This is a genomic window from Streptomyces griseorubiginosus, from assembly GCF_001514195.1.
Taxonomy (GTDB): domain Bacteria; phylum Actinomycetota; class Actinomycetes; order Streptomycetales; family Streptomycetaceae; genus Streptomyces; species Streptomyces griseorubiginosus.
On record NZ_KQ948735.1, the window covers coordinates 1,271,365 to 1,293,326 of the forward strand.

Here is a 21,962-nt window from a genome sequence, read left to right on the forward strand (position 1 = left end):
TGGCGCTTCGCGCCTGCCCCCAAAGCCACTGTCCGTGCCCGGATGCAGGTGTGGGCGGGCCCGTTCCTTGCCCGCCGGTCGTCAGTGCGGCCAGATCGGCGGGTCCGTCACGAACTGGCCGCCCAGGTAGGCATGGGCCTCCACGCCCTCCTCCAGTTCGCCCTGTTCGGCGATGAGCTTCTCGGCGTAGGGCTCCGAGTCGTCCTGGGGGTCGTAGCCGAGGGCGCGTGCGCTGCTCAGGTCCCACCACAGACGGGTGTTGGCCGAGGAGCCGTAGACCACGGTGTGGCCGACCTCCTCGGCGGACAGGGCCGCGTGGAAGAGGCGGGCGCCGTCGGCGGGGCTCATCCACAGGGAGAGCATGCGCACGCTGGTCGGCTCCGGGAAGCAGGAACCGATGCGGACCGAGACGGTCTCCAGGCCGTGCTTGTCCCAGTAGAACTGTGCGAGGTCCTCGCCGAACGACTTGGACAGGCCGTAGAAGGTGTCCGGGCGGCGCGGGGTGTCGACGGGGACGAGGGGGTCCTGGCCCCGGGGGCGCGGGGTGTAGCCCACCGCGTGGTTGGAGGAGGCGAAGACGATCCGCGGGACGCCCTCGGCGCGTGCGGCCTCGTAGAGGTGGTAGGTGCCCTCGATGTTGGCCTTGAGGATCTTCTCGAACGGGGCTTCCAGGGAGATGCCCGCGAGGTGGAGGATCGCGTCGACACCGCGTACGGCCTCGCGCACCGCGTCCTTGTCGGCGAGGTCCGCCACGATCGCGTCCGGCTCGCCCTCGATCGGGCGCAGATCGAGCAACCGAAGCTCGTAGCCGTACTGGGGCAGGAGGTCCCGCATCAGGGTTCCGAGGCCGCCGGCGGCGCCGGTGAGCAGGACGGTGCGGGGAGCGGGCATCCTCGGGTCTCCTTGAACGGCCTCGTCAGTGCACGGTATTCACATGCGTGGACAAGCTAGGGATTGGGTCTTGGCTTCGTCAAGGGTAGCGCGGCGTGCGTTCATAAACATAAACTCTGATCAGTATTCTGCATGTGACTCTAGGGAGAGCCTGTGACGTCGTCCGCCGACCTCGCCCATCGACTCGGCATCCCCAGCGGGCCGCTGTTCTTCCCCGTCACGCCTTACGGCCCGGACGGCTCCGTCGACCTCGGTGTGTACCGCGCGCACGTACGCCAGGGTGTGGACGCCGGGGCCGCCGCCGTGTTCGCGTGCTGCGGCACCGGGGAGTTCCACGCGCTCACGCCCGAGGAGTTCCAGGACTGCGTCCGCGCGGCCGTGGCGGAGACGGCCGGGCGGGTGCCGGTCGTCGCGGGCGCCGGGTACGGCACCGCGCTCGCCGTGCGGTACGCGCGGCTCGCCGCGGCGGCCGGGGCCGACGGACTGCTCGCCCTGCCGCCCTACCTGGTGGTCGCCGGGCAGGCGGGACTGCTGCGGCACTACCGCGAGGTGGCCGCCGCGACCCCGCTCCCGGTGATCGTCTACCAGCGCGACAACGCCGTGTTCACCCCGGAGACCGTCGTCGAACTGGCCCGCACCGAGGGGATCATCGGCCTCAAGGACGGTTTCGGCGACCTCGACCTGATGCAGCGGACCGTGAGCGCGGTGCGCACCGAAGTGCCCGGTGACTTCCTCTACTTCAACGGCCTGCCCACCGCCGAGCAGACCCAGCTCGCCTACCGGGCCGTCGGCGTCACCCTGTACTCGTCGGCCGTCTTCTGCTTCGCCCCCGAGGTCGCCCTCGCCTTCCACCGGGCGCTCGTCGAGGGCGACCGGGCCACGGCCGACCGTCTGCTCGACGGCTTCTACCGTCCCTTCGTCGAACTGCGCGCGCGGGGCCGCGGGTACGCCGTCTCCCTGGTGAAGGCCGGCGTCCGGCTGCGGGGCCTCGACGTGGGCGAGGTCCGGCCACCGTTGCACGAGCCGGACGAGGACCATGTGAAACAGCTCGCGCAGATCATCGAGCGCGGCTACGCGCTCCTGGAGGAGGCACAGTGAAGGCGTCGACGTTCGTGTACCCCTGGGACGTCAACGGGGACCCGGAGGCCGCGGCCCGCATCGCCGGGCTCGGCGTGCGCCAGGCGACCCTCGCCGCCGCGTACCACTCCACGCGCGCGCTGACCCCCCGCCATCCGTGCCACCGCATCGTCACCGCCGAGCACGCCGCGGTGCTGTACCCCACGTCCCCGACGGACGAGCGCTGGGCGGGCCGAGAACTGCGTCCGTACGCGGCCGGTGACTGGGCCCCCGGGGACGCCTTCGGGACGGCCTGTGCGGAACTCACGGGGGCCGGTCTGGAGGTGCACACCTGGGTCGTCCTCGCGCACAACTCCCGTATGGGCGCCGAGCATCCGGACACCTCCGTCGTCAACGCCTACGGCGACCGCTACCCGTGGGCCCCGTGCATCGCCCAGCCCGCCACGCGCACGTACCTCGTCGACCTCGCCGTGGAGGCGGCCGTCCGCCCCGGCGCGGCCGGCACCGAACTGGAGTCCCTCGGCTGGTACGGCCTCCAGCACCTGCACGCCCACGACAAGACCGGTGGGGTCCCGCTCGGCGACGCCGGGATGTACCTCATGGCGCTCTGCTTCTGCGGCACGTGCCGCGAGGGGTACGGCGAACAGGGCGTCGACCCCGACGAGTTGGCGGCGGCCGTGCGTACCGCCCTGGAGCCGCTGTGGCGGGGCGCGCCGGACGACGGGGGCTGGGCCGGGGTCGAGAAGCTGCTCGGCGACGGGCTCGCGGCCGCCACCCGCGCGTGGCGCGACGAGACCGCCCGCACGCTCCAGGAAGCGGCCGTCCGGGCGGTCCGCGCGGCCGCCCCCGAGGGCTTCCAGATCCTGCTGCACGCCGACCCGGTGACCTACCACGTCGGCGCCAACCCGGGCGTCGACCCGGAGCACATCCTGTCCGTCGCGGACGGTGTGGTGGTGCCCTGCGCGGACGGGCCGAGCCTGCTCACGCCGTTCGCCGGGGTCCGGGACGACGCGGTGATCGCCGCCAACTTCCCCGTCGTCCAGGGGATGGGCGGCAGCCCGGGCACCCTCGCGGCGGACGTGGCGCGGGCGCGGGAGCACGGGGCGACCGAAGTCCGGCTGTATCACGCAGGGTTGGCGTCGGACGGCGACCTGGAGGCGATCCGCTCGGCGCTGGCCGGCCTCTGAAACAGGGGCACGGCGGTGGCCAGCCACACGGCGCCGAGGACGGCCGACAGCGGTCGCTGGTCGACCAGTTCGACCAGGGCCGCGCCCGCCGCGAGGCCCAGCGCGTTCGGCGCGAACACCAGGGTGTGGGCGGTGGCGGCGGTACGGCCCAGCAGCGCGTCCGGGGTCTCGCGCTGCACGGCGGTGAGCGCGGCGATCAGCACGCAGGGCAGACCGACGCCGATCGCCGCGCTGCCCGCCAGGGCCAACGGCTCGGAGGGCAGCGCGCGGAGCCCGGCGGCCACGGCGGTGAGGACGATGCCGTACCCGGCGAACCGGCGCCCGCCCAGGCGCCGCAGCGCGGGCCCGGAGAACAGCCCCACGGCCACGGATCCAGCGCCCTGGACGGCGTACAGCACACCGGCGTACGCGGGGGAGCGGCCGAGGCCGTCGATCACGGCGTAGAGCAGGGCGCCGTTGAGCCCGGCACAGAACATGGTGGTGCCGCCGGCCAGGATCAGGGGGCGGAGTACGGGGTGGGCCCATAGGTGGCGGGCGCCTTCGGTGAAGGGGGAGCGGGGGGATGGTCCGGGGCGTTCCTCGCGGGCGGGTGCTCGCTCCTGGTGCACGCGTAGTCCGGCGTACACGCCCGCCGCCAGTGCGAACGTGAGGGCGTCCAGGAGGGCCACGGCCGGGCCGCCGTGCAGGGCGTACAGGCCGGCGCCCGCCAAGGGGGCGATCACTTTCATGCCCTCCGTGATCGCCATCCGCAGCCCGTTGAAGTCACCGAGCAGGGACGGGGCGACGGCTCCGGCGACCAGGGCCGACTCCGCCGCGTCATGGACCACGCCCACGGCGCCGTACACGAGAAGCACCGCGAGGACGACCGGGACACGGGCCGTGAGGAGGACCGGCAGGAGCACGGCGAGCAGCAGGTTCGCGCCGATCAGCAGCGGTTTGCGGCGGACCCGGTCCGCGAGGGTGCCGAGCAGCGGGCCCGCGAGGGTCGGCGCCCACATCGCGAGCATGCACAGCGCGGCCAGGCCGTCCGAGCCGGTGAGGTCCTTGACCCAGACCCCGGACACCAGCCACAGGGCCGAGGTGCCGAAGCCGGAGACGAGCACCCCGGTGAGATACAGCCGTGCGTTGCGGTCCCGGAGCACCGCCCATGTCTTCGTCATGGAGGGAAAGCGTGGGTCTAAGGCCCCGGGGGAGGGATGGGGCAGGTGACCTGGATGTGCGAGCGATGAGTTTTCGGAGCGGGGACGGTCCACCCCTCACGAGCACGCTCACGCCCAACGACCACGCGAACCCTGAGGAGTACCGCATGACCGTCCCGCCCCTGGACCTCGGACCGCAGACCCGCGTCATCGCCCTGCTGGCCGAGGGCGTCACCGATGAGCAGCTGGGCCACGCCACACCGTGTCCGGAGTACGCGGTGCACCACCTGCTCGGCCATCTGCTCGGCCTCTCCGCGGCCTTCCGCGACGCGGCCCGCAAGGACCTGGGCGCCACCACCGACACCCCGCCGACCGACTCCGTCCCGGACATCGGCCCCGGCTGGCGCGAGGAACTGCCCAAGGTCCTCGACGAGCTCGCCGAGGCCTGGCGGGACCCCGCCGCCTGGACCGGCATGACCCGCGCGGGCGGCGTGGACCTGCCCGGCGAGATCGCCGCCGCCGTCGCGGTCGACGAACTCGTCGTCCACGGCTGGGACCTGGCCATGGCCACCGGCCAGCCGTACGAGCCGGACCCGGCCGCGCTCCAGGCGACGTACGCCTTCCTCCAGGCCTCCGCCGACGACCCGAGCCGCGACGCCATCTTCGGCCCGATCGTCCCGGTGCCCGAGGACGCCCCCCTCCTCGACCGGGCCGTGGGCCTCAGCGGGCGGAACCCGGGCCGGCCGTTGTAGACGCCGGTACCACCGTGCCGTAGAAGAACGCACCCGTGCCGTAGTCGAACGGAAACCGGCGGCGGGCGGCGGCCCCGGACCGTACGCTCCCCACCATGCCGCCCCTCAGCCTCACCGTCCTCGGCACCGCCTCCCCGCACCCGGGACCCGGCCGCCCCTGCTCCGGCTATCTGCTGCGCGGCGGGGGCGCCGAGGTGTGGGTGGACGCCGGCCCCGGAACCTTCGCCGAGTTGCAGCGGCACACGAACCCCTCCCGGCTCACGGCGATCTGGATCTCCCACCTCCACGCGGACCACAGCGCCGATCTCCTCGCCGCCGTCTACGCCTTCGCGTACGGCGGTCTCACCCCGCCCGCCCCGATCCCGGTGTACGCCCCGCCCGGCGCCGCCCACCGGCTCGCCGGGTTCTTCGGGCGGTCCGACACCCGGTTCCTCAGCGGTGTCCTCGACTTCCAGCCCCTGTACGACGGCCACGAGGTCCGGCACTGGAACCTGAGGCTCGCCTCCCGTGCCGTCGTCCACGACGCCGAGACGTACGGGTTGCGCGCCGAGTGCGCCGGACGGGTCCTCGCGTACTCGGGGGACAGCGGTCCGTGCACCGCCCTCGTCGAACTCGCCGCGGAATCCGACGTGTTCCTGTGCGAGGCGGACCTCGACCGGCATGGCGAAGGCGAACAGGTCCATCTGACCCCGGAGGACGCCGGTGACATCGCCCGCAAGGCGGGGGCGCGCGAGCTGATCGTCACCCATGTCGGGCCCACGCTCACCCGGGACATGGCGACCGCCCGCGCGGCCGTCGCCTTCACCGGACGGACCTCGACCGCCTTCGAGGGCGCCACCCGGCTCGTCTGACGCGTCGTCACCGCAACTTCAACTTCCTTTGCCGGAAGCATTGACGAAACAACACCGTCCTCCTACCTTCAACGCGTCGTACTTCGTACGTCATATATGAGACGTGATACGCGAGATCAGATACACGAGATCCGAGAGGCGCGCATGACCTCTGTGCCCACGCCGATCCCCTCCCGCACGCAGTACGTGCTGGAGGAGATCAAACGCCGCATCCTCACCGGGCGCCTGACGCCTGGTCAGGCCCTGGTGGAGACCGAACTCGCCGCTCAGTTCGGGGTGTCCAAGACCCCGGTGCGCGAGGCGCTCAAGACCCTGGCCGGGACCGGGCTCGTCGTGATGAGCCAGTACAAGGGCGTCACGGTGCGCATGGTGGACGCGGACATGGCGCGCGAGGTCTACGACGTCCGCCTGCTCCTCGAACCCGAGGCGCTGCGGCGGGCGGTACGGCGAAGGGCCTCCCTCGACGCCGCCCGTGCCGCCCTGACCCGGGCCGACGACGCCACCGACACCGCCGAACGCTCCCTGGCCAACCGGGAGTTCCACCGCGCCCTGTACCTGCCCTGCGGCAATCCGCTGCTCGGCCGAATGCTCGACGAGGTCCGCGACCAGGCCGCCCTGGTCTCCGCCGTCGCCTGGGCGGCCTCGCCGTCCTGGGAGCGCGAGGCCGGCGAGCACCGGGAGATCCTGCGGCTCGCCCAGGAGGGCGACGCGGAGGGCGCGGGCCGGGCCCTGCACGCCCACATCGCGTCCTTCGTCGAGCGGGCGTTCCCCGGAGTGCTGGACCAGGAGGGCCAGGAATGAGCAGCGAGACGTTCGAACCCCAGCGGGCGGCCCTGGCCGACGTGGTGGCGATCCCGGTGACCCCGTTCGCCGAGGACGGCAGCGTCGACCAGGACTCCCACCGGGCCCTGCTGCGTCGGCTGCTCGACGGAGGCGTCACCACCCTCACCCCCAACGGGAACACCGGCGAGTTCTACGCCCTCGCGCCCGAAGAACGCCGCCTGGTCACGGAGTCGACCCTCGACGAGGCCGGGGGGCGGGCCGACGTCCTCGTGGGCGTGGGGCACGACGTGCCCACCGCGGTCGCCTCCGCCCGGCACGCCCGGGAACTCGGCGCGGGCATGGTCATGGTCCACCAGCCCGTCCACCCGTACGTCTCGCAGAGCGGCTGGGTCGACTACCACCGCGCCATCGCCGAGGCCGTTCCGGAGCTGGGGGTCGTTCCCTACATCCGCAACGCCCAGCTCCGCGGGGAGCGCCTCGCCGAACTCGCCGACGCCTGCCCGAACGTCATCGGGGTGAAGTACGCCGTCCCGGACGCGGCCAGGTTCGCCGCCTTCGCCCGGGACGCGGGACTCGAACGCTTCGTGTGGGTGGCCGGGCTCGCCGAGCCCTACGCCCCCTCCTACTTCTCGGCGGGCGCCACCGGCTTCACCTCGGGACTGGTGAACGTCGCCCCCGCCGTCTCGCTGAACATGATCGAAGCGCTTCGATCCGGGGACTTCCCGGCCGCCATGAAGGTCTGGGAGCAGATCCGCCGCTTCGAGGAACTCCGCGCGGCGAACGGTTCCGCCGACAACGTCACCGTCGTCAAGGAGGCCCTCGCCTCTCTCGGCCTGTGCCGCCGCCAAGTCCGGCCGCCGAGCAGGGAGTTGCCCGAAGCCGAGCGCGCCGAGGTCGCCGCCATAGCCGCCGGGTGGGCGATATGACCGCCGACAGGGAGCGCCTGAGGCGGGACGCGGAGCGGTTGAGGCCGGAGGAACTGCGCAGCCACCAGTGGTACGGCACCGAGGGCCAGTTGCGCACCTGGTCGCACAACGCCCGGATGCGGCAGCTCGGTTACGAGGCCGAGGAGTACCGGGGCCGACCGGTGATCGCCGTCCTCAACACCTGGTCCGACATCAACCCCTGCCACGTCCACCTGCGCGAGCGCGCCGAGGCCGTCAAGCGCGGGGTGTGGCAGGCGGGCGGCTTCCCGCTGGAGTTCCCGGTCGCCACGCTCTCGGAGACCTACCAGAAGCCCACCCCGATGCTCTACCGCAACCTCCTCGCCATGGAGACCGAGGAACTGCTGCGGTCGTACCCGATCGACGCGGCGGTGCTGCTCGGGGGCTGCGACAAGTCGACGCCCGCGCTGCTCATGGGCGCGACCTCGGCCGACGTACCCTCGATCTTCGTGCCCGCGGGGCCGATGCTGCCGGGCCACTGGCGCGGGGAGACCCTCGGGTCCGGCACCGACATGTGGAAGTACTGGGACGAGCACCGCGCGGGCAACCTGACCGACTGCGAACTGCGCGAGCTCCAGGGCGGGTTGGCGCGTTCGCCGGGGCACTGCATGACCATGGGGACCGCGTCCACGATGACCGCGGCGGCGGAATCCCTTGGCATGACCCTGCCGGGTGCGTCCTCGATCCCGGCCGTCGACTCCGCTCACGAGCGAATGGCGGCCGCCTCCGGACGCCGGGCCGTGGAACTCGCCTGGACCGGGCTCAAGCCGTCCGCCATCCTCACCCGGGACGCCTTCGAGGACGCCGTCACCACGGTCCTCGGGCTGGGCGGCTCCACCAACGCGGTCATCCACCTGATCGCCATGGCCGGCCGGGCGGGCGTCGAACTCGGCCTGGACGACTTCGACCGCATCGCCCGCACGGTCCCGGTACTGGCGAACGTACGGCCCGGCGGACGGACGTACCTCATGGAGGACTTCCACTTCGCCGGCGGTCTGCCCGCCTTCCTCTCCCGGATCACCGACCTGCTCCACCTGGACCGCCCGACCGTCAACGGCACCCTGGGGGAGCAGTTGGAGGGTGCGGTCGTGCACGACGACGACGTCATCCGCACCCGGGACAACCCGGTCGCGAGCGAGGGCGGGGTGGCCGTCCTGCGCGGCAACCTCTGCCCGGACGGCGCCGTCATCAAGCACATCTCCGCCGAGCCCCACCTGCTCAAGCACACCGGACGAGCGGTCGTCTTCGACGACTACAAGTCCATGCAACGCACCATCAACGAACCGGAGCTGGGCATCACCGCCGACAGCGTCCTGGTGCTGCGCAACTCCGGCCCCAAGGGCGGTCCCGGCATGCCGGAGTACGGCATGCTCCCGATCCCGGACCACCTGCTCAAGCAGGGCGTGCGCGACATGGTCCGCATCTCCGACGCCCGCATGAGCGGCACGAGCTACGGCGCGTGCGTGCTCCATGTGGCCCCGGAGTCGTACGTGGGCGGCCCGCTGGCCCTCGTGCGGACGGGGGACAGCATCACCCTCGACGTAGAGGCACGCACGCTCCAACTCGACGTGTCCGACGAGGAGTTGGAGAGGCGCCGCAAGAACTGGACGCCTCCGCCCACCCGCTACGAACGAGGCTACGGCGCCCTCTACAACGACCAGATCACGCAGGCGAACACAGGCTGCGACTTCGAGTTCCTGGCCAGGCAAGGCAAGGTCTCAGCCCCTTACGCAGGGTGACTGAACCCACCTGAAGGGGCGCGGGGAACTGCGCGACCAGCCACAGCGAACCCGCACCCGCCGCACAAGCAGCAAGTGGCACCCCACGCACAGCGAGAAAGCGCTTACCGCACCGCGAAAGCAAGCCGCACCCAGAACGGAGACCGTGTCATGGCCCAAGCCGCAGCCGTGGCGAAACCGCCCGCGCCCCCCCGGCGGCGGCGCCGCACCTCCGCCACGCCCCGCAGGCTGCCGTACCTGCTGATCGCGCCGGCGGCCCTGCTGATGCTGGGCTTCATCGCCTACCCCGTCATCAGCGTCTTCTACTACAGCCTCCAGAACTACAACCCCACCAAGCCGTGGCGGAACGGCTACGCGGGCTTCGACAACTTCGTCCAGATCTTCACCAAGGACCCGCAGTTCTGGGACACGTTGACCTTCAGCGCCAAGTGGGTCTTCGTCGAGGTAGGGCTCCAGCTGCTGTTCGGCCTCGCGCTCGCGCTGATCGTCAACCAGACGTTCGTGGGCCGGGGGCTGGGCCGCGCACTCGTCTTCTCGCCCTGGGCCGTCTCCGGCGTGCTGACCTCCGCGATCTGGGTGCTGCTCTACAACTCCCAGACGGGCATCACCCGTTACCTCGCCGACATGGGCATCGGCTCCTACGGCACCAGCTGGCTGTCGGACACCTCCACCGTGTTCTCTGCGGCGGTCGTCGCCGACCTGTGGCGCGGGGTGCCCTTCTTCGCGATCCTCATCCTCGCCGACCTCCAGTCCGTCTCGAAGGACCTGTACGAGGCCGCCGAGGTCGACGGCGCCAGCAAGATCAAGCAGTTCTGGCACATCACGCTGCCGCACCTGAAGGACGCGATCATCCTGTCCACGCTGCTGCGCGCGGTGTGGGAGTTCAACAACGTCGACCTGCTGTACACACTGACCGGCGGCGGGCCCGCGGGGGAGACGACCACCCTCCCCCTCTACATCGCCAACACCAGCGTCGACGCCCACAACTTCGGCTACGCGTCCGCCCTCACCACGGTCGCGTTCGTGATCCTGCTCTTCTGCTCGATGGTCTACCTGCGGCTGAGCAAGTTCGGAGGCGGTTCCAAGTGATCACCAAGGAGGCCACGAAGGTCGCGCCCGCCCCCGTGCCGCAGCCACCGGAGGCGACCCGTCCGGTGAAGCACCGCCGCGCCTGGGACGAGGTGCCCCGCTGGCAGATCTACACACCCCTGTCGATCTACCTCGTCTTCACCCTGATCCCCTTCTACTGGATCCTGCTGTTCGCGCTGCGCCCGGCCGGCTCCACCTCGCTGGTGCCCTGGCCGATCACCTTCGACCACTTCGAGAAGGTGTGGACGCAGCGGTCCTTCGGCACCTACTTCGAGAACAGCGTCTACGTCGGTCTCGCGACCCTGGTGATGACGACACTGGTCGCCCTGGCCGGCGGCTACGCCCTCGCCCGCTTCGACTTCAAGATCAAGAACGCGTTCATGCTGGCTCTGCTGTGCTCCCAGTTCGTGCCGGGCGCGCTGCTCCTGGTACCGCTGTTCGAGATCTTCGCCGAGCTGAAGATGATCAACTCGCTGGGCAGCGTCATCATCGCCGAGACGGTGTTCCAGCTGCCCCTGTCGATGATCCTGATCAGCAACTTCATCAAGAACGTGCCGTACTCCCTGGAGGAGGCGGCGTGGGTGGACGGCTGCAACCGGATGACGGCGTTCAGGATCGTCGTGCTGCCGCTGCTCAGGCCGGGGCTGATCGCCGTCGGTTCCTTCGCCTTCGTGCACTCCTGGAACCACTTCCTGTTCGCCCTGATGTTCCTCAACAACCAGGACAAGCAGACGATCCCGGTCGGGCTCAACACCCTGATGAGCGCCGACAGCGTCGACCTCGGCGCGCTGGCCGCCGGCGGCATCATCGCCGCGGTCCCCGTGGTGATCGTCTTCGCCTTCATCCAGAAGTGGCTGATCACGGGCTTCAGCGCGGGGGCGGTGAAGGGATGAGACTCCGTCGGATCGCGGTGACAGGCGTGGTGCTGGGCCTGCTGGGCTTCGTCGTCCGGGCCGAGGGGCGTGCGGTGGGGCGTGTGCTGCTCGGCAGGGGCCCCGCGGGGATGTCCTCGGCGCCGGGTGCGGGGAGCGGACGGCGCTCGACCCACGGGGGCGTGGACCACGTGACCCCGGCTGACGGCGGCCGGACGCCTACCCTGCACACAAAGATCGACAGTGCAGCGGCGGCCGACCGACAGCCGGCACGCGGCGCGGGCGCAGGGAGGATGCCATGAACACCGACGACACCACCACGAACACCGAAGCCGTCACCGGCACCGTGGACATCGTCCTGGCGGGCGCGCGCGGCCATGGCCGTTGGCACCTGGAGAACATCCGCCGGCTCCAGGACAAGGGGATCGTACGACTGGCGGGGATCTGCGAGCTGACCCCGCTGACCGCCGAGGAGATCCCCGAGGGCCTCGGCACGCCCGAGCAGTCCGCCGACTTCGGCGCGCTCCTCGATGCCACCGGCGCCCGGATCGCCGTGATCTGCACACCGATCCCGACCCACACCGACCTGGCGCTCGCGGCGGCCGAGCGGGGCGTGCACGTCCTGCTGGAGAAGCCCCCGGCGCCGTCGTACGCCGAGTTCCGCCGTATGGCCGACGGGGTCGCCGGCGCCGGGATCGCCTGCCAGATCGGCTTCCAGTCGCTGGGCTCGCACGCCGTGCCCGCGATCCGCAGGCTGATCGAGGAGGGCGCGATCGGCGAGCTGACCGGGATCGGCGGTGCCGGAGCCTGGGCCCGCGCCGAGTCGTACTACCGGCGTGCGCCCTGGGCGGGCAAGCGGCGGATGAACGGCGTCGACGTGATCGACGGCGCCCTGACCAACCCCCTCGCGCACGCCGTCGCCACCGCGCTCGCCCTCGCCGACGCGAGCCGCGCCGAGGACGTCACCCGCATCGAGACCGAACTCCAGCGCGCCAACGACATCGAGTCCGACGACACCTCCTGCGTCCGCGTCACCACGGCGAGCGGCCTCAGGGTGACCGTCGCCGTGACCCTGTGCGCCGAGAACCCCGGCGATCCGTACGTCGTCGTGCACGGCGACCGCGGCCGGATCACCTACTGGTACAAGCAGGACCGGGTGCTCCTCCAGCGGGCCGGGCACGGCCCCGAGGAGTACGAGTACGGCAGCACCGACCTGCTGGAGAACCTCGTGGGCCACCTCACCGACGGCGACGAGCTGCTGGTCGCCCCGGAGGCGACGGGTGCCTTCATGAAGGTCGTCGAGGCGATCCGGCTGGCCCCCGACCCCGCCCCGCTGCCGGCGTCCGCCTGGCGGCTGCTGCCGGACGAGGAACGCCGGGTCGTCCCCGGCATCGACGGGCTCGTGGCCGCCGCGGCGGACACCCTCGCCCTGTACTCCGAGCTCGGCGCCGACTGGGCCCGGCCGCACGAAGCGAACGAGGTGAGTCCATGACGCCCCCCGATGCCCCGGTCCTGCGGGTCGCGGGCCGCCCCGTCGCCCGCTGCGTCACCCGCCCCGAGCTGACCGACCGGCTCTCCCCGCGGCCCTACCTGCACCCCGTCACCACCCTGGCCGGAACGGCGGTCACCGAACTCGGCCCCGCCGACCACCCCCACCACCTCGGCGTCGGTGTCGCCGTTCCCGACGTCGAGGGGCACAACTTCTGGGGCGGACGCACCTACGTCCGCGACCAGGGCCCGACCGAGCTCGACAACCACGGCGCCCAGCGCCACACCGCGTTCCCGCTGCGCGACCCGGACGGCTTCGAGGAGGAGCTGCGCTGGGTCGCCTCCGGAGCCGAGCTGCTGCGCGAGCGCCGTACGGTCTCCACCACCGAACTGACCACGGCGGCCTGGGCGTTGGACTTCACCTTCGCCCTCACCAACGTCACCCACGGCCCCCTATCGATCGGCAGCCCGGCCACCAACGGCCGCCCGGGCGCGGCCTACGGCGGCTTCTTCTGGCGGGCCCGCAAGGAGGCCGCGGCACCCGAGGTGTTCACCGTCGACCGTGAGGGCGAGGACGCGATCCACGGCTCCCGCGCCGACTGGGTCGCCCTGACCGGCAGCACCTGGACCCTCGTCTTCGCCGGCGCCACCGAGGTGACCCGACGCGATCCCTGGTTCGTGCGCGCCGCCGAATACCCGGGCGTGGGCTCGTCGTTGGCCTCCGAGGCGCGGCTTCCGGTCCCGCCCGGCGAGACCGTCGTACGCCGGATCGTCACCGTCGTCGCCGACGGACGCCTGCCCCGGCCGGAAGCGGCGGCCCTGGTACGGAAGGCGGTCGGCCGGTGACCCGACCGACCTCGCACTTCAGGGCCGACCGTCTGTAACGCACCGACTCCGTGAGCCTGTTGAGAGCCGCAATGAAGCAGCACCTTTGCAGCAAGCGCTTGCCGACTGCCCTCCGACTTCCCCCCACGACGTCACATCTCCGCTGGAATCCGAAGAAGAAGAGAGCCGACCAATGAAGATCAGCATCCTCAGAAGCAGGCGCGCGGCCCTGGCCGTCGCCCTCGGATCCGTCCTGGCGCTGACCGCCACCGCCTGCGGTGACGACGGCAGCGGGGCCGGCGGCGACAAGGGCGAGGACGGCAGCGGCAAGGGCAAGATCGTCTTCTGGGACAACAACGGCGGTGTGCGCACCGACATCTGGAAGGAGGTCATCGCCGACTTCCAGAAGGCCAACCCCGACATCAAGGTCGAGTACGTCGGCATCGCGTCCACCGAGTACCAGTCCAAGGTCGACACCGCCATCCAGGGCGGCGGCCTGCCGGACGTCGGCGGTGTCGGCGCGGCCATGCTCGCCGGGTTCGCCGCACAGGACGCGCTGGAGCCGCTCGACGACCGGCTCGCCGGGTCCTCGCTCGACGGCAAGCTCAACAAGGACATGGTGAGCGTGCTGAAGGCGTCCGGCGGCGGGGACGGGACCCTCTACTCGATCCCGACCTCCGCCAACAACGGCGTCCTCTACTACCGGACCGACCTGTTCAAGAAGGCCGGCCTGGACGAGCCGACGACCTGGGACACCTTCTACGAGGCCGCGAAGAAGCTCACGAACGCGAAGAAGAACGAGTTCGGTTACACCATCCGCGGCGGTGCCGGTTCCATAGCCCAGGCGCTGGACGCCGCGTACGGGCAGAGCGGGATCACCTCGTTCTGGAACGGCGACAAGACCACGCTCAACGACCCGAAGAACGTGGCGGCGCTGGAGAAGTACGCCGCGCTGTACAAGAAGGACACCCCGGCCGCCGACCTCAACAACGACTTCACCAAGATGGTCGCGCAGTGGGACTCCGGCACGATCGGCATGCTCAACCACAACCTGGGTTCCTACCAGGACCATGTGAAGGCGCTCGGCGTCGACAAGTTCCGGGGCATTCCGCAGCCCGTCGGTGCCAACGGCAAGCGGGTCCAGGTCTCCAACCCCGTCGACGGGCTCGGGGTGTTCAAGAGCTCGAAGAACAAGGACGCCGCGTGGAAGTTCATCGAGTTCGCTACTTCGCACGCGGAGAACTCGAAGTTCAACAAGGCGGCCGGGCAGGTGCCGTCGAACAACGACGCCGCGAAGGATGCGTGGATCTCCGAGGCCGAGCCCACGAAGCTGGCCGCGGCCGCGCTGACCGACGGCTCCACGTCGATCGTCCAGCTGCCGTACTACCTGCCCGACTGGAACACCATCTCCAAGGCGGACAACGAGCCGAACTTCCAGAAGGTGCTGCTCGGTGACATGAGTGCGAAGGACTTCCTGGACACGATGGCCGAGCAGCTGAACAAGGCGCAGGCGGAGTGGAAGGAACAGAACGGCTGACAACTCGGGGGGATCGCTGTGTGGCCGGCTGCGGGTCTCGTCGTGGCTGGTCGCGCAGTTCCCCGCGCCCCTGAGGGAAGAAAGGCTGACCTGTAATGGCACTTACTCGTAGACAAGTCACTGTGGCCGCCCTTGCCGCCGCTCCCGTCGCTCTCAGTGCGACCGGCCCGGCCCAGTCCGCTCCCCGAAGAGCAGGCACCCTTTTCATCGCCGGTGACTCCACCGCCGCCCAGAAATACTCCGACGCCGCTCCCGAGACCGGGTGGGGGATGGCACTTCCCTTCTTCCTCCAGCAGGATCTCTCCGTCGCCAACCACGCGGTGAACGGGCGGAGTTCGAAGTCCTTCGTCGACGAGGGACGGCTGGACGCGATCCTCCGGCTGATCAAGCCCGGGGACTTCCTCCTCGTCCAGTTCGGGCACAACGACGAGAAGTCCGAGGACCCGACCCGGTACACGGAGCCGTGGACGACGTACCAGGGCTACCTGCGCCGGTACATCGAGGGCGCCCGCGCGAAGGGTGCCCGGCCCATGCTGGCCACGCCCGTCGAGCGGCGCAGGTTCGACGCTCAGGGGAACGCCGTCACCAGTCATGGCGAGTATCCGGCCGCCATGCGTGCCCTCGCCCAGGACGAACGCGTCGCCCTGCTCGACATCCAGGCCCTGTCGATCGCGCTCTGGCAGCGGCTCGGGGTCGAGGAGACCAAGCGGTACTTCAACTGGACCGCGACCGAGCAGGACAACACGCACTTCAACCCGCCCGGCGCCATCGCGGTGGCCCGTCTGGTCGCCGGAGAACTGCTCCACCGGCGTGTGCTGGCGCCCCGGGACGTGCGCCGGCTCGACGCCGAGATCCCGGAGTCCTGGATCACCTGGCCCTCGCCGGCCGCGGTCTGAACCTCCCCTTCCTCACAACAGAGAGCCTCATGATGAACACACAACTATGGCATGGGCATGTCATGACAAAGACGCTGGCCGTGGTCGGCTGTGCCGCGCTCGTGCTGACGGTCACCGGCACCACCGCCCAGGCCAGGGCCCACGACACGGCCCGCGAGACCCTCGCCGCCGGGGACGGCTGGGCCTCGTACGGCACCGGCACCACCGGAGGTGCGGCCGCCGATGCCGCGCACGTCCACACGGTCACCGACTGGGCCGGCTTCAAGGCCGCCCTCGCCGCGGGCGGCAGCGCACCGAAGATCATCAAGGTGAAGGGGACCATCGACGCGGTCTCCGAGGGCTGCGACTCCCTCGCCGCGCCCGGGTACGACTTCGACGCCTATCTGGCGAAGTACTCGCCCGAGGCCTGGGGCCTGGACACCGACCTGAGCGCCGAGCCCGACGACAGCCCCGAGGGACTGCGGCGCGCCTCGGCCGCCCAGCAGGACCAGACGATCAAGGCGAACGTCCCGGCCAACACCACGATCATCGGCATCGGCCGGGACGCCGGGTTCAAGGGCGCGAGCCTCCAGATCAAGGGCGTCGACAACGTCATCGTCCGCAACCTCACCTTCGAGAGCCCGGTCGACTGCTTCCCGCAGTGGGACCCCACCGACGGCGACAAGGGCAACTGGAACTCCGAGTACGACACCGCCGTCGTCTACGGCTCCAGCCACGTCTGGCTGGACCACAACACCTTCACCGACGGGTCCCATCCGGACAGCGCCGCGCCCACCTACTTCGGCATGCTCTACCAGCAGCACGACGGCGAACTGGACATCGTGCGCGGAGCCAACCACGTCACCGCCTCCTGGAACGTCTTCACCGAGCACGACAAGACGATCCTGATCGGCAACAGCGACAGCGAGTCCACGGCGGCGGGGGACCGGGGCAAGCTCAAGGTCACCTTCCACCACAACCTGTTCTCGAACCTGGTCGAGCGCGCGCCCCGGGTCCGCTTCGGACAGGTCGACTCGTACAACAACCACTTCGTGGCGAACGGCGACTACGGGTACAGCTTCGGCATCGGCAAGGAGTCCCAACTCGTCGCCGAGCACAACGCGTTCACGCTGCCGGCGGGGATCAGTGCGGCGAAGGTGCTCAAGCGGTGGAACGTCTCGCCGCTCACCGCCGCCGACAACTACGTCAACGGCAGGCCCACCGATCTGATCGCCGTCCACAACGCGGAGATCCCCGCCGAGACCCTGGAGTCCGGCGCGGGCTGGACACCCACTCTGCGTACGAAGGTCGACCCCACGAGGAAGGTCCCGGCCATCGTCGACCGCGGCGCCGGCGCGGGCCGCATCTGCTGACCCCGGCCGCATCTGCTGACACGAGCCGCGTCGGCTGACACGAGCCGCATCTGCTGGCACCGGCCCTTTCTGCTGGGACCCGGTCCACGGACCAGCCGGGTCAGGTGACCGGCACAACCCATGGACCGGCCGGGTCACCTGACCGGCACAACCCACGGACCGGCCGGTTCAGCTGACCGACACCGGCCCCACCGACCGGCCGGGGCGGAATCCAGCGGCCGCCCCGGCCCCCCACCCACCTCGACCACCCCCTCACGCGAGGCGCCCCCACGCGAGGCACCCCACCCGAGAGCCGCGTTCCCAAGGAGCACCCGCATGTCCTCGCACCACGACCGACTCCCCCCGTCCAGAAGGGGCTTCCTGCTCGCGGGCACCGGCGCGGCAGCCGCGCTCACGCTCGCGTCGAGCCCCGCCCGCGCCGCGGGCCACCGCAACCGGCGTCCGTTCGGCCGTTTCGGGTCCCCGGCCGCCCGTCTCACCCCGCAGACGCTCTACGTCGACCCGCACGGCCGAGGCGACCACACCACCGTGAAGGACGCCGTCACCGCCGCCACCGGCAGCGGCTGGACCCTGGTCCTCGCCCCCGGCACCTACCGGGAGACGGTCGCCGTCGACGTCACCCGCGCCGAGACCACCTGGCTCGGCGCCTCCGAGGACCCCCGTGACGTGGTCATCGTCTACGACAACGCCGCCGGCACCCCCAAGCCCGGCGGCGGCACCCACGGCACCACCGGATCGGCCACCACGACCGTGCAGGCCGACGGCTTCACGGCCCGCTGGATCACCTTCGCCAACGACTGGCTGCGCGCCGACCACCCCGACATCACCGGCACCCAGGCCGTCGCCCTCAAGGTCCAGGGCGACCGTTCCGCCTTCCACCACTGCCGCTTCCTCGGCCACCAGGACACCCTGTACGCCGACTCGATCGCGCTCACCTCCTTCGCCCGCCAGTACTTCGCGCACTGCTACGCCGAGGGGGACGTCGACTTCGTCTTCGGGCGGGCCACGGCCGTCCACGAGCACTGCCACTTCCGCACCCTGAACCGCACCGACCTGGCGGCGGCGCCGTACGGCTTCGTGTTCGCGCCCTCGACGGCGGGCGCGAACCCCCGCGGCCACCTCGTGACCGGGAGCCGGGTCAGCAGCGAAGCGCCGGACGCCTTCTACAAGCTGGCCCGGCCGTGGGTGCCGAGTTCGGACACCACCGCGAGGCCGAGCCTGACGGTCCGCGACACCTGGCTCGGCCCCGGCATCGACGCGGTCGCGCCCTACACCAACATGTCGGACGCGTTCCCCTGGCAGAGCCAACGGTTCGCCGAGTACCGCAACTCGGGCCCCGGCGCCCGGATCACCGTTCCCGGCAACCGGCCCCAACTCACCCGCGCACAGGCGGAGTCGGCCACGCGGGAGGCGTATCTCGGCGACTGGCAGCCCTGGAAGGAGACGTGCTGAGATGCGCAGACGGACCTTCCTGGCCGCCGGTACCGGACTCGCCCTCGCGGCGGCGGCCCCTGCCCACGCCGGTACCCGCCGCCTCCTCCACGTCCACCCCGGCGACTCCGTCCAGGCCGCCGTCGACGCGGTGACCGGCCCCGGCTGGACGATCGTCGTGCACCCGGGCACCTATCGCGAGGTCGTCAACATCCCAGTGGCCGCAGCGGAGTTGACCCTGCGGGGCGCCGCCCGTGACCCCCGTGCCGCCGTGATCGTGTACGACAACGCCAACGGCACGAAGAAGCCCGACGGCACCACGTACGGCACCGCGGGCTCCGCCACCTTCACCTCCGCCGCTCCCGGCCTCACCGTCCGCGACCTCACCCTCGCCAACGACTGGCTGCGCGCCGACCACCCCGACATCACCGGCACCCAGGCGGTCGCGGCCTGCACCTACGGCGACCGCACCCACTTCGACAACGTCCGCCTCCTGGCCCACCAGGACACCCTCTTCGTCGAGACGACCGCGCTCGCCTCCTTCGACCGCCAGTACTTCCGGCGCTGCTATATCGAAGGAGACGTCGACTTCGTCTTCGGCCGGGCCACCGCCGTCTTCGAGGAGTGCCACTTCCACACGCTCCAGCGGGACGTGACCTTCACACCCAAGGGCATGGTCTTCGCCCCCTCCACCGCCCGCGCCAACCCGCACGGCATCCTCGCCCTCCGCTCCCGGATCACCTCCGGCGCCGAGGACGGGGCGTACAAGCTGGCCCGCCCCTGGGTGCCGTCGTACGAGACGACCGCCTGGCCGTCGCTGGTCGTGCGGGACTCCTGGCTCGGCCCCGGCATCGACCCGGTCGCGCCCTACACCGACATGCGCGAGCAGTACCCCTGGCAGACCATGCGCTTCCGGGAGTACGGCAACTCCGGCCCCGGCGCGGCGATCACGGTCCCCGGGAACCGGCCCCAACTCACCCCCGAGGAAGCCCAGTCGCACACCAGGCGCGCCTACCTCGGCGACTGGTGTCCGTAAAGCACCCCGCACAACACCCCGCACAACACCCCGCACAAAACCCGAAAAGCACGACGAAAGGACCCGCCCCCCCATGTCCCGTCGTACCGCTCTCATCGCCACGGCCACCCTCGCCCTCGGCTCCGGCCTCGCCGTCCTCCCCACCCAGGCACAGGCCGCCACCGTGGTCGTCAGCAATGTCACCGACCTGTCCAACGCCGTCAAGAACGCCACCCCCGGCACCGTCATCCAGGTCCGCGGCGGCACCTACCGCCCGACGGCCACCCTCCAGTCCACGGCCAACGGCACCTCCTCCTCGCCGGTCACCCTCACCGCGTACGGCTCGGAGACCGTGAAGATCGACGGGTCCTCCCTCCCCGCCGGTGCCTGGATCTTCAAGCTGACCGCCGACTACTGGAACGTCTCCAACCTGACCTTCCAGAACTCCCCGGACAGCGCGGTCGTCTGCCAGTCCTGCACCGGGACGGTCTGGAACAACATCAAGACCATCGACGGGGGCGACTCCGGCTTCACGCTCACCGGCGACGGGACCGTGAACAACACCGTGCGCAACATCGACAGTTACGGCAACTACGACGCCGCGAACCACGGCGAGAACGCCGACGGCATCGCCGTGAAGTTCGGCTCCGGCACCGGCAACCTCATCACCGGGGCCCGCCTCTACAACAACTCGGACGACGGCATCGACTTCTGGTCCTTCTCCTCGCCGGTCACCGTCGAGCACACCTGGTCCATGGGCAACGGCGTCAACCGCTGGTCCGACTCCGCCTTCGCGGGCGACGGCAACGGCTACAAGCTGGGCGGTGACGGCGAGGTCGTCGCGCACGTCGTCAACAACTCCGCCGCCTGGGGCAACGCGGGCAACGGCTTCACCGAGAACTCCAACACCGGCGCCCTCGTCCTCAACCGCACCACCGCCTACGCCAACAGCAAGTGGGGCTACTACTTCGCCACCAGCTCCGCGAAGCTCGGCAAGAACCTCGCCGTGAGCAACGGCAGCGGCTCGGTCAACAAGGGCTCCAGGGTGACCTCGTCCGGCAACAACTGGGACAGCGGGATCGGCACCCCCGCGTTCCGGTCGACGGACGCCTCGACGACGTACAACGCCCGCTCCTCCAGCGGCACCCTGCCCGCCACCACCTTCCTGACCACCGGCAGCACCACCATCGGGGCGACCATGAACTGATCCCGGCGCACCCATGATCAAGGCGCTTGACCCGTTTTTTACCGGGCGGGTCTCGCGCCCGACATGGTGACGCGCGTAGAACCTCTGTCATGCATAAGACATTGCGTATCGCCGCCGTCGCCTCGGCGTGTGCCGTCGCCGCCGGCGCCCTCTACGGCGCCGGTGCGGCCACCGCCGGCCAGTCCACGGCGAACTCCACGCACGAGCCCTACAACATCGGGCTCCTGGTCAAGGACATCGACACCTACTACGGCACCGCGGCCGACGCGAACGGTGTCTACCAGGCGTCGCCCACCAGCCCCTACGCCAAGGACCTGGCGGCCATCGACAAGGCGGCCAGGAAGTACATCGACCAGGCCACCCGCAAGGCGCACCACAAGGGCGAGAAGCCCGCGGTCGTCTTCGACATCGACGACACGCTGCTGCTCAGCCTCGACTACGAGAAGCGCTACAACTACACCTACAACGCCACCACGTGGGCCGACTACGTCAACAAGGCCGACCGCCCGGCCGTCTTCGGCAGCCCCGAGCTCGTGCAGTACGCCGCGAAGAAGGGCGTCGCGGTCTTCTACAACTCCGGTCTGAGCGAGGCCCAGCGCACCGCCGCGGTCGAGAACCTGAAGAAGATCGGCGCCGACGTGAACCTCGACGCCGCCCACATGTTCCTCAAGGACAAGGCGAACCCGCCGTCCTACCTCAGCGCCTGCGCCACGCCGGGCACCTGGACCTGCACCACCGTGCAGTACAAGTCCGGTACCCGCGCGCACATCGAGAACGACCTCGGGTACGAGATCATCGCCAACTTCGGCGACCAGTACTCCGACCTCGACGGCGGCTACGCCGACCGGACGTACAAGCTCCCGAACCCGACGTACTTCGTCAGCTGA

20 protein-coding genes are annotated in these 21,962 nt (G+C 70.7%); 18 read left to right on the top strand and 2 right to left on the bottom strand.

The features are described from left to right. Positions 1–81: 81 nt before the first annotated feature. Complete coding sequence (locus AQJ54_RS12080) at positions 82–891, bottom strand: NAD-dependent epimerase/dehydratase family protein (RefSeq protein ID WP_062236756.1); 810 nt, start codon at positions 889–891, stop codon at positions 82–84. 153 nt (positions 892–1,044) lie between these two features. Here AQJ54_RS12080 and AQJ54_RS12085 point away from each other — a divergent pair, with 153 nt between their 5' ends. Beyond that, positions 1,045–1,989, top strand: a complete 945-nt coding sequence (locus AQJ54_RS12085) for a 5-dehydro-4-deoxyglucarate dehydratase (protein ID WP_062236759.1) — start codon at positions 1,045–1,047, stop codon at positions 1,987–1,989. Beyond that, positions 1,986–3,155 carry a hypothetical protein gene (locus AQJ54_RS12090; protein WP_062236762.1) on the top strand — a complete coding sequence of 390 codons (1,170 nt, stop codon included), beginning with the start codon at positions 1,986–1,988 and terminating at the stop codon, positions 3,153–3,155. Before AQJ54_RS12085 ends, AQJ54_RS12090 begins: the two co-directional genes overlap by 4 nt. Here the strand turns inward: AQJ54_RS12090 and AQJ54_RS12095 are convergent. Beyond that, positions 3,092–4,315: an MFS transporter gene (locus AQJ54_RS12095; protein ID WP_211278523.1), complete on the bottom strand. Its 1,224-nt coding sequence runs from the start codon at positions 4,313–4,315 to the stop codon at positions 3,092–3,094. The two genes, AQJ54_RS12090 and AQJ54_RS12095, sit on opposite strands and share 64 nt — an antisense overlap. 146 nt (positions 4,316–4,461) lie before the next feature. On the opposite strand from AQJ54_RS12095, the gene AQJ54_RS12100 reads away from it, so the two are divergent. From AQJ54_RS12100 to AQJ54_RS12175, 16 genes are all read left to right on the top strand, one after another. Next, positions 4,462–5,046 (top strand): TIGR03086 family metal-binding protein, encoded by a 585-nt coding sequence (locus tag AQJ54_RS12100; RefSeq protein ID WP_062236768.1) that lies wholly within the window; start codon positions 4,462–4,464, stop codon positions 5,044–5,046. A gap of 95 nt (positions 5,047–5,141) precedes the next feature. Next, positions 5,142–5,897: an MBL fold metallo-hydrolase gene (locus tag AQJ54_RS12105; RefSeq protein WP_062024375.1), complete on the top strand. Its 756-nt coding sequence runs from the start codon at positions 5,142–5,144 to the stop codon at positions 5,895–5,897. Between the two features lie 144 nt (positions 5,898–6,041). Further along, positions 6,042–6,698 carry a GntR family transcriptional regulator gene (locus AQJ54_RS12110; protein WP_062236772.1) on the top strand — a complete coding sequence of 219 codons (657 nt, stop codon included), beginning with the start codon at positions 6,042–6,044 and terminating at the stop codon, positions 6,696–6,698. Next, a complete protein-coding gene (locus AQJ54_RS12115) occupies positions 6,695–7,606 on the top strand; it encodes a dihydrodipicolinate synthase family protein (protein ID WP_062236775.1) in 912 nt (303 codons plus the stop codon). The genes AQJ54_RS12110 and AQJ54_RS12115 overlap by 4 nt, the downstream gene beginning before the upstream one ends. Beyond that, the gene (gene araD / locus AQJ54_RS12120) at positions 7,603–9,363 is read left to right on the top strand and encodes an L-arabinonate dehydratase (protein WP_062236777.1); all 1,761 of its coding nucleotides are present in this window, start codon (positions 7,603–7,605) and stop codon (positions 9,361–9,363) included. Before AQJ54_RS12115 ends, araD begins: the two co-directional genes overlap by 4 nt. Before the next feature lie 150 nt (positions 9,364–9,513). Continuing rightward, the gene (locus AQJ54_RS12125; RefSeq protein ID WP_062236780.1) at positions 9,514–10,452 is read left to right on the top strand and encodes a carbohydrate ABC transporter permease; all 939 of its coding nucleotides are present in this window, start codon (positions 9,514–9,516) and stop codon (positions 10,450–10,452) included. After that, positions 10,449–11,345 carry a carbohydrate ABC transporter permease gene (locus AQJ54_RS12130; protein WP_062236783.1) on the top strand — a complete coding sequence of 299 codons (897 nt, stop codon included), beginning with the start codon at positions 10,449–10,451 and terminating at the stop codon, positions 11,343–11,345. Before AQJ54_RS12125 ends, AQJ54_RS12130 begins: the two co-directional genes overlap by 4 nt. Before the next feature lie 277 nt (positions 11,346–11,622). After that, positions 11,623–12,816 carry a Gfo/Idh/MocA family protein gene (locus AQJ54_RS12135; RefSeq protein ID WP_062024363.1) on the top strand — a complete coding sequence of 398 codons (1,194 nt, stop codon included), beginning with the start codon at positions 11,623–11,625 and terminating at the stop codon, positions 12,814–12,816. Next, positions 12,813–13,658, top strand: coding sequence for a DUF6807 domain-containing protein (locus tag AQJ54_RS12140; RefSeq protein WP_062236787.1), 846 nt, complete (start codon positions 12,813–12,815; stop codon positions 13,656–13,658). The genes AQJ54_RS12135 and AQJ54_RS12140 overlap by 4 nt, the downstream gene beginning before the upstream one ends. 172 nt (positions 13,659–13,830) lie before the next feature. Beyond that, positions 13,831–15,174 carry an ABC transporter substrate-binding protein gene (locus tag AQJ54_RS12145; protein WP_062024359.1) on the top strand — a complete coding sequence of 448 codons (1,344 nt, stop codon included), beginning with the start codon at positions 13,831–13,833 and terminating at the stop codon, positions 15,172–15,174. A gap of 95 nt (positions 15,175–15,269) precedes the next feature. After that, positions 15,270–16,070: a rhamnogalacturonan acetylesterase gene (locus tag AQJ54_RS12150; RefSeq protein WP_062236790.1), complete on the top strand. Its 801-nt coding sequence runs from the start codon at positions 15,270–15,272 to the stop codon at positions 16,068–16,070. A gap of 32 nt (positions 16,071–16,102) precedes the next feature. After that, a complete protein-coding gene (locus AQJ54_RS12155) occupies positions 16,103–17,422 on the top strand; it encodes a pectate lyase family protein (RefSeq protein ID WP_062237140.1) in 1,320 nt (439 codons plus the stop codon). A 315-nt stretch (positions 17,423–17,737) separates the two neighbouring features. Then, positions 17,738–18,874 (top strand): pectinesterase family protein, encoded by a 1,137-nt coding sequence (locus AQJ54_RS12160; protein ID WP_062236793.1) that lies wholly within the window; start codon positions 17,738–17,740, stop codon positions 18,872–18,874. 1 nt (position 18,875) lies between these two features. Continuing rightward, entirely contained in the window at positions 18,876–19,889 is a 1,014-nt protein-coding gene (locus AQJ54_RS12165; RefSeq protein WP_062236795.1) for a pectinesterase family protein, read from the top strand. 73 nt (positions 19,890–19,962) lie between these two features. Then, positions 19,963–21,075, top strand: coding sequence for a right-handed parallel beta-helix repeat-containing protein (locus tag AQJ54_RS12170; protein ID WP_062236799.1), 1,113 nt, complete (start codon positions 19,963–19,965; stop codon positions 21,073–21,075). 89 nt (positions 21,076–21,164) lie between these two features. Further along, entirely contained in the window at positions 21,165–21,962 is a 798-nt protein-coding gene (locus AQJ54_RS12175; protein ID WP_062236802.1) for an HAD family acid phosphatase, read from the top strand.

Bases quoted from the DNA above. Each gene is read 5' to 3' on its own strand.
- AQJ54_RS12080 (WP_062236756.1), bottom strand. From the start codon at position 891: ATGCCCGCTCCCCGCACCGTCCTGCTCACCGGCGCCGCCGGCGGCCTC.
- AQJ54_RS12095 (WP_211278523.1), bottom strand. From the start codon at position 4,315: ATGACGAAGACATGGGCGGTGCTCCGGGACCGCAACGCACGGCTGTAT.
- AQJ54_RS12100 (WP_062236768.1), top strand. From the start codon at position 4,462: ATGACCGTCCCGCCCCTGGACCTCGGACCGCAGACCCGCGTCATCGCC.
- AQJ54_RS12105 (WP_062024375.1), top strand. From the start codon at position 5,142: ATGCCGCCCCTCAGCCTCACCGTCCTCGGCACCGCCTCCCCGCACCCG.
- AQJ54_RS12110 (WP_062236772.1), top strand. From the start codon at position 6,042: ATGACCTCTGTGCCCACGCCGATCCCCTCCCGCACGCAGTACGTGCTG.
- AQJ54_RS12115 (WP_062236775.1), top strand. From the start codon at position 6,695: ATGAGCAGCGAGACGTTCGAACCCCAGCGGGCGGCCCTGGCCGACGTG.
- araD (WP_062236777.1), top strand. From the start codon at position 7,603: ATGACCGCCGACAGGGAGCGCCTGAGGCGGGACGCGGAGCGGTTGAGG.
- AQJ54_RS12125 (WP_062236780.1), top strand. From the start codon at position 9,514: ATGGCCCAAGCCGCAGCCGTGGCGAAACCGCCCGCGCCCCCCCGGCGG.
- AQJ54_RS12135 (WP_062024363.1), top strand. From the start codon at position 11,623: ATGAACACCGACGACACCACCACGAACACCGAAGCCGTCACCGGCACC.
- AQJ54_RS12140 (WP_062236787.1), top strand. From the start codon at position 12,813: ATGACGCCCCCCGATGCCCCGGTCCTGCGGGTCGCGGGCCGCCCCGTC.
- AQJ54_RS12145 (WP_062024359.1), top strand. From the start codon at position 13,831: ATGAAGATCAGCATCCTCAGAAGCAGGCGCGCGGCCCTGGCCGTCGCC.
- AQJ54_RS12150 (WP_062236790.1), top strand. From the start codon at position 15,270: ATGGCACTTACTCGTAGACAAGTCACTGTGGCCGCCCTTGCCGCCGCT.
- AQJ54_RS12155 (WP_062237140.1), top strand. From the start codon at position 16,103: ATGAACACACAACTATGGCATGGGCATGTCATGACAAAGACGCTGGCC.
- AQJ54_RS12160 (WP_062236793.1), top strand. From the start codon at position 17,738: ATGTCCTCGCACCACGACCGACTCCCCCCGTCCAGAAGGGGCTTCCTG.
- AQJ54_RS12165 (WP_062236795.1), top strand. From the start codon at position 18,876: ATGCGCAGACGGACCTTCCTGGCCGCCGGTACCGGACTCGCCCTCGCG.
- AQJ54_RS12170 (WP_062236799.1), top strand. From the start codon at position 19,963: ATGTCCCGTCGTACCGCTCTCATCGCCACGGCCACCCTCGCCCTCGGC.
- AQJ54_RS12175 (WP_062236802.1), top strand. From the start codon at position 21,165: ATGCATAAGACATTGCGTATCGCCGCCGTCGCCTCGGCGTGTGCCGTC.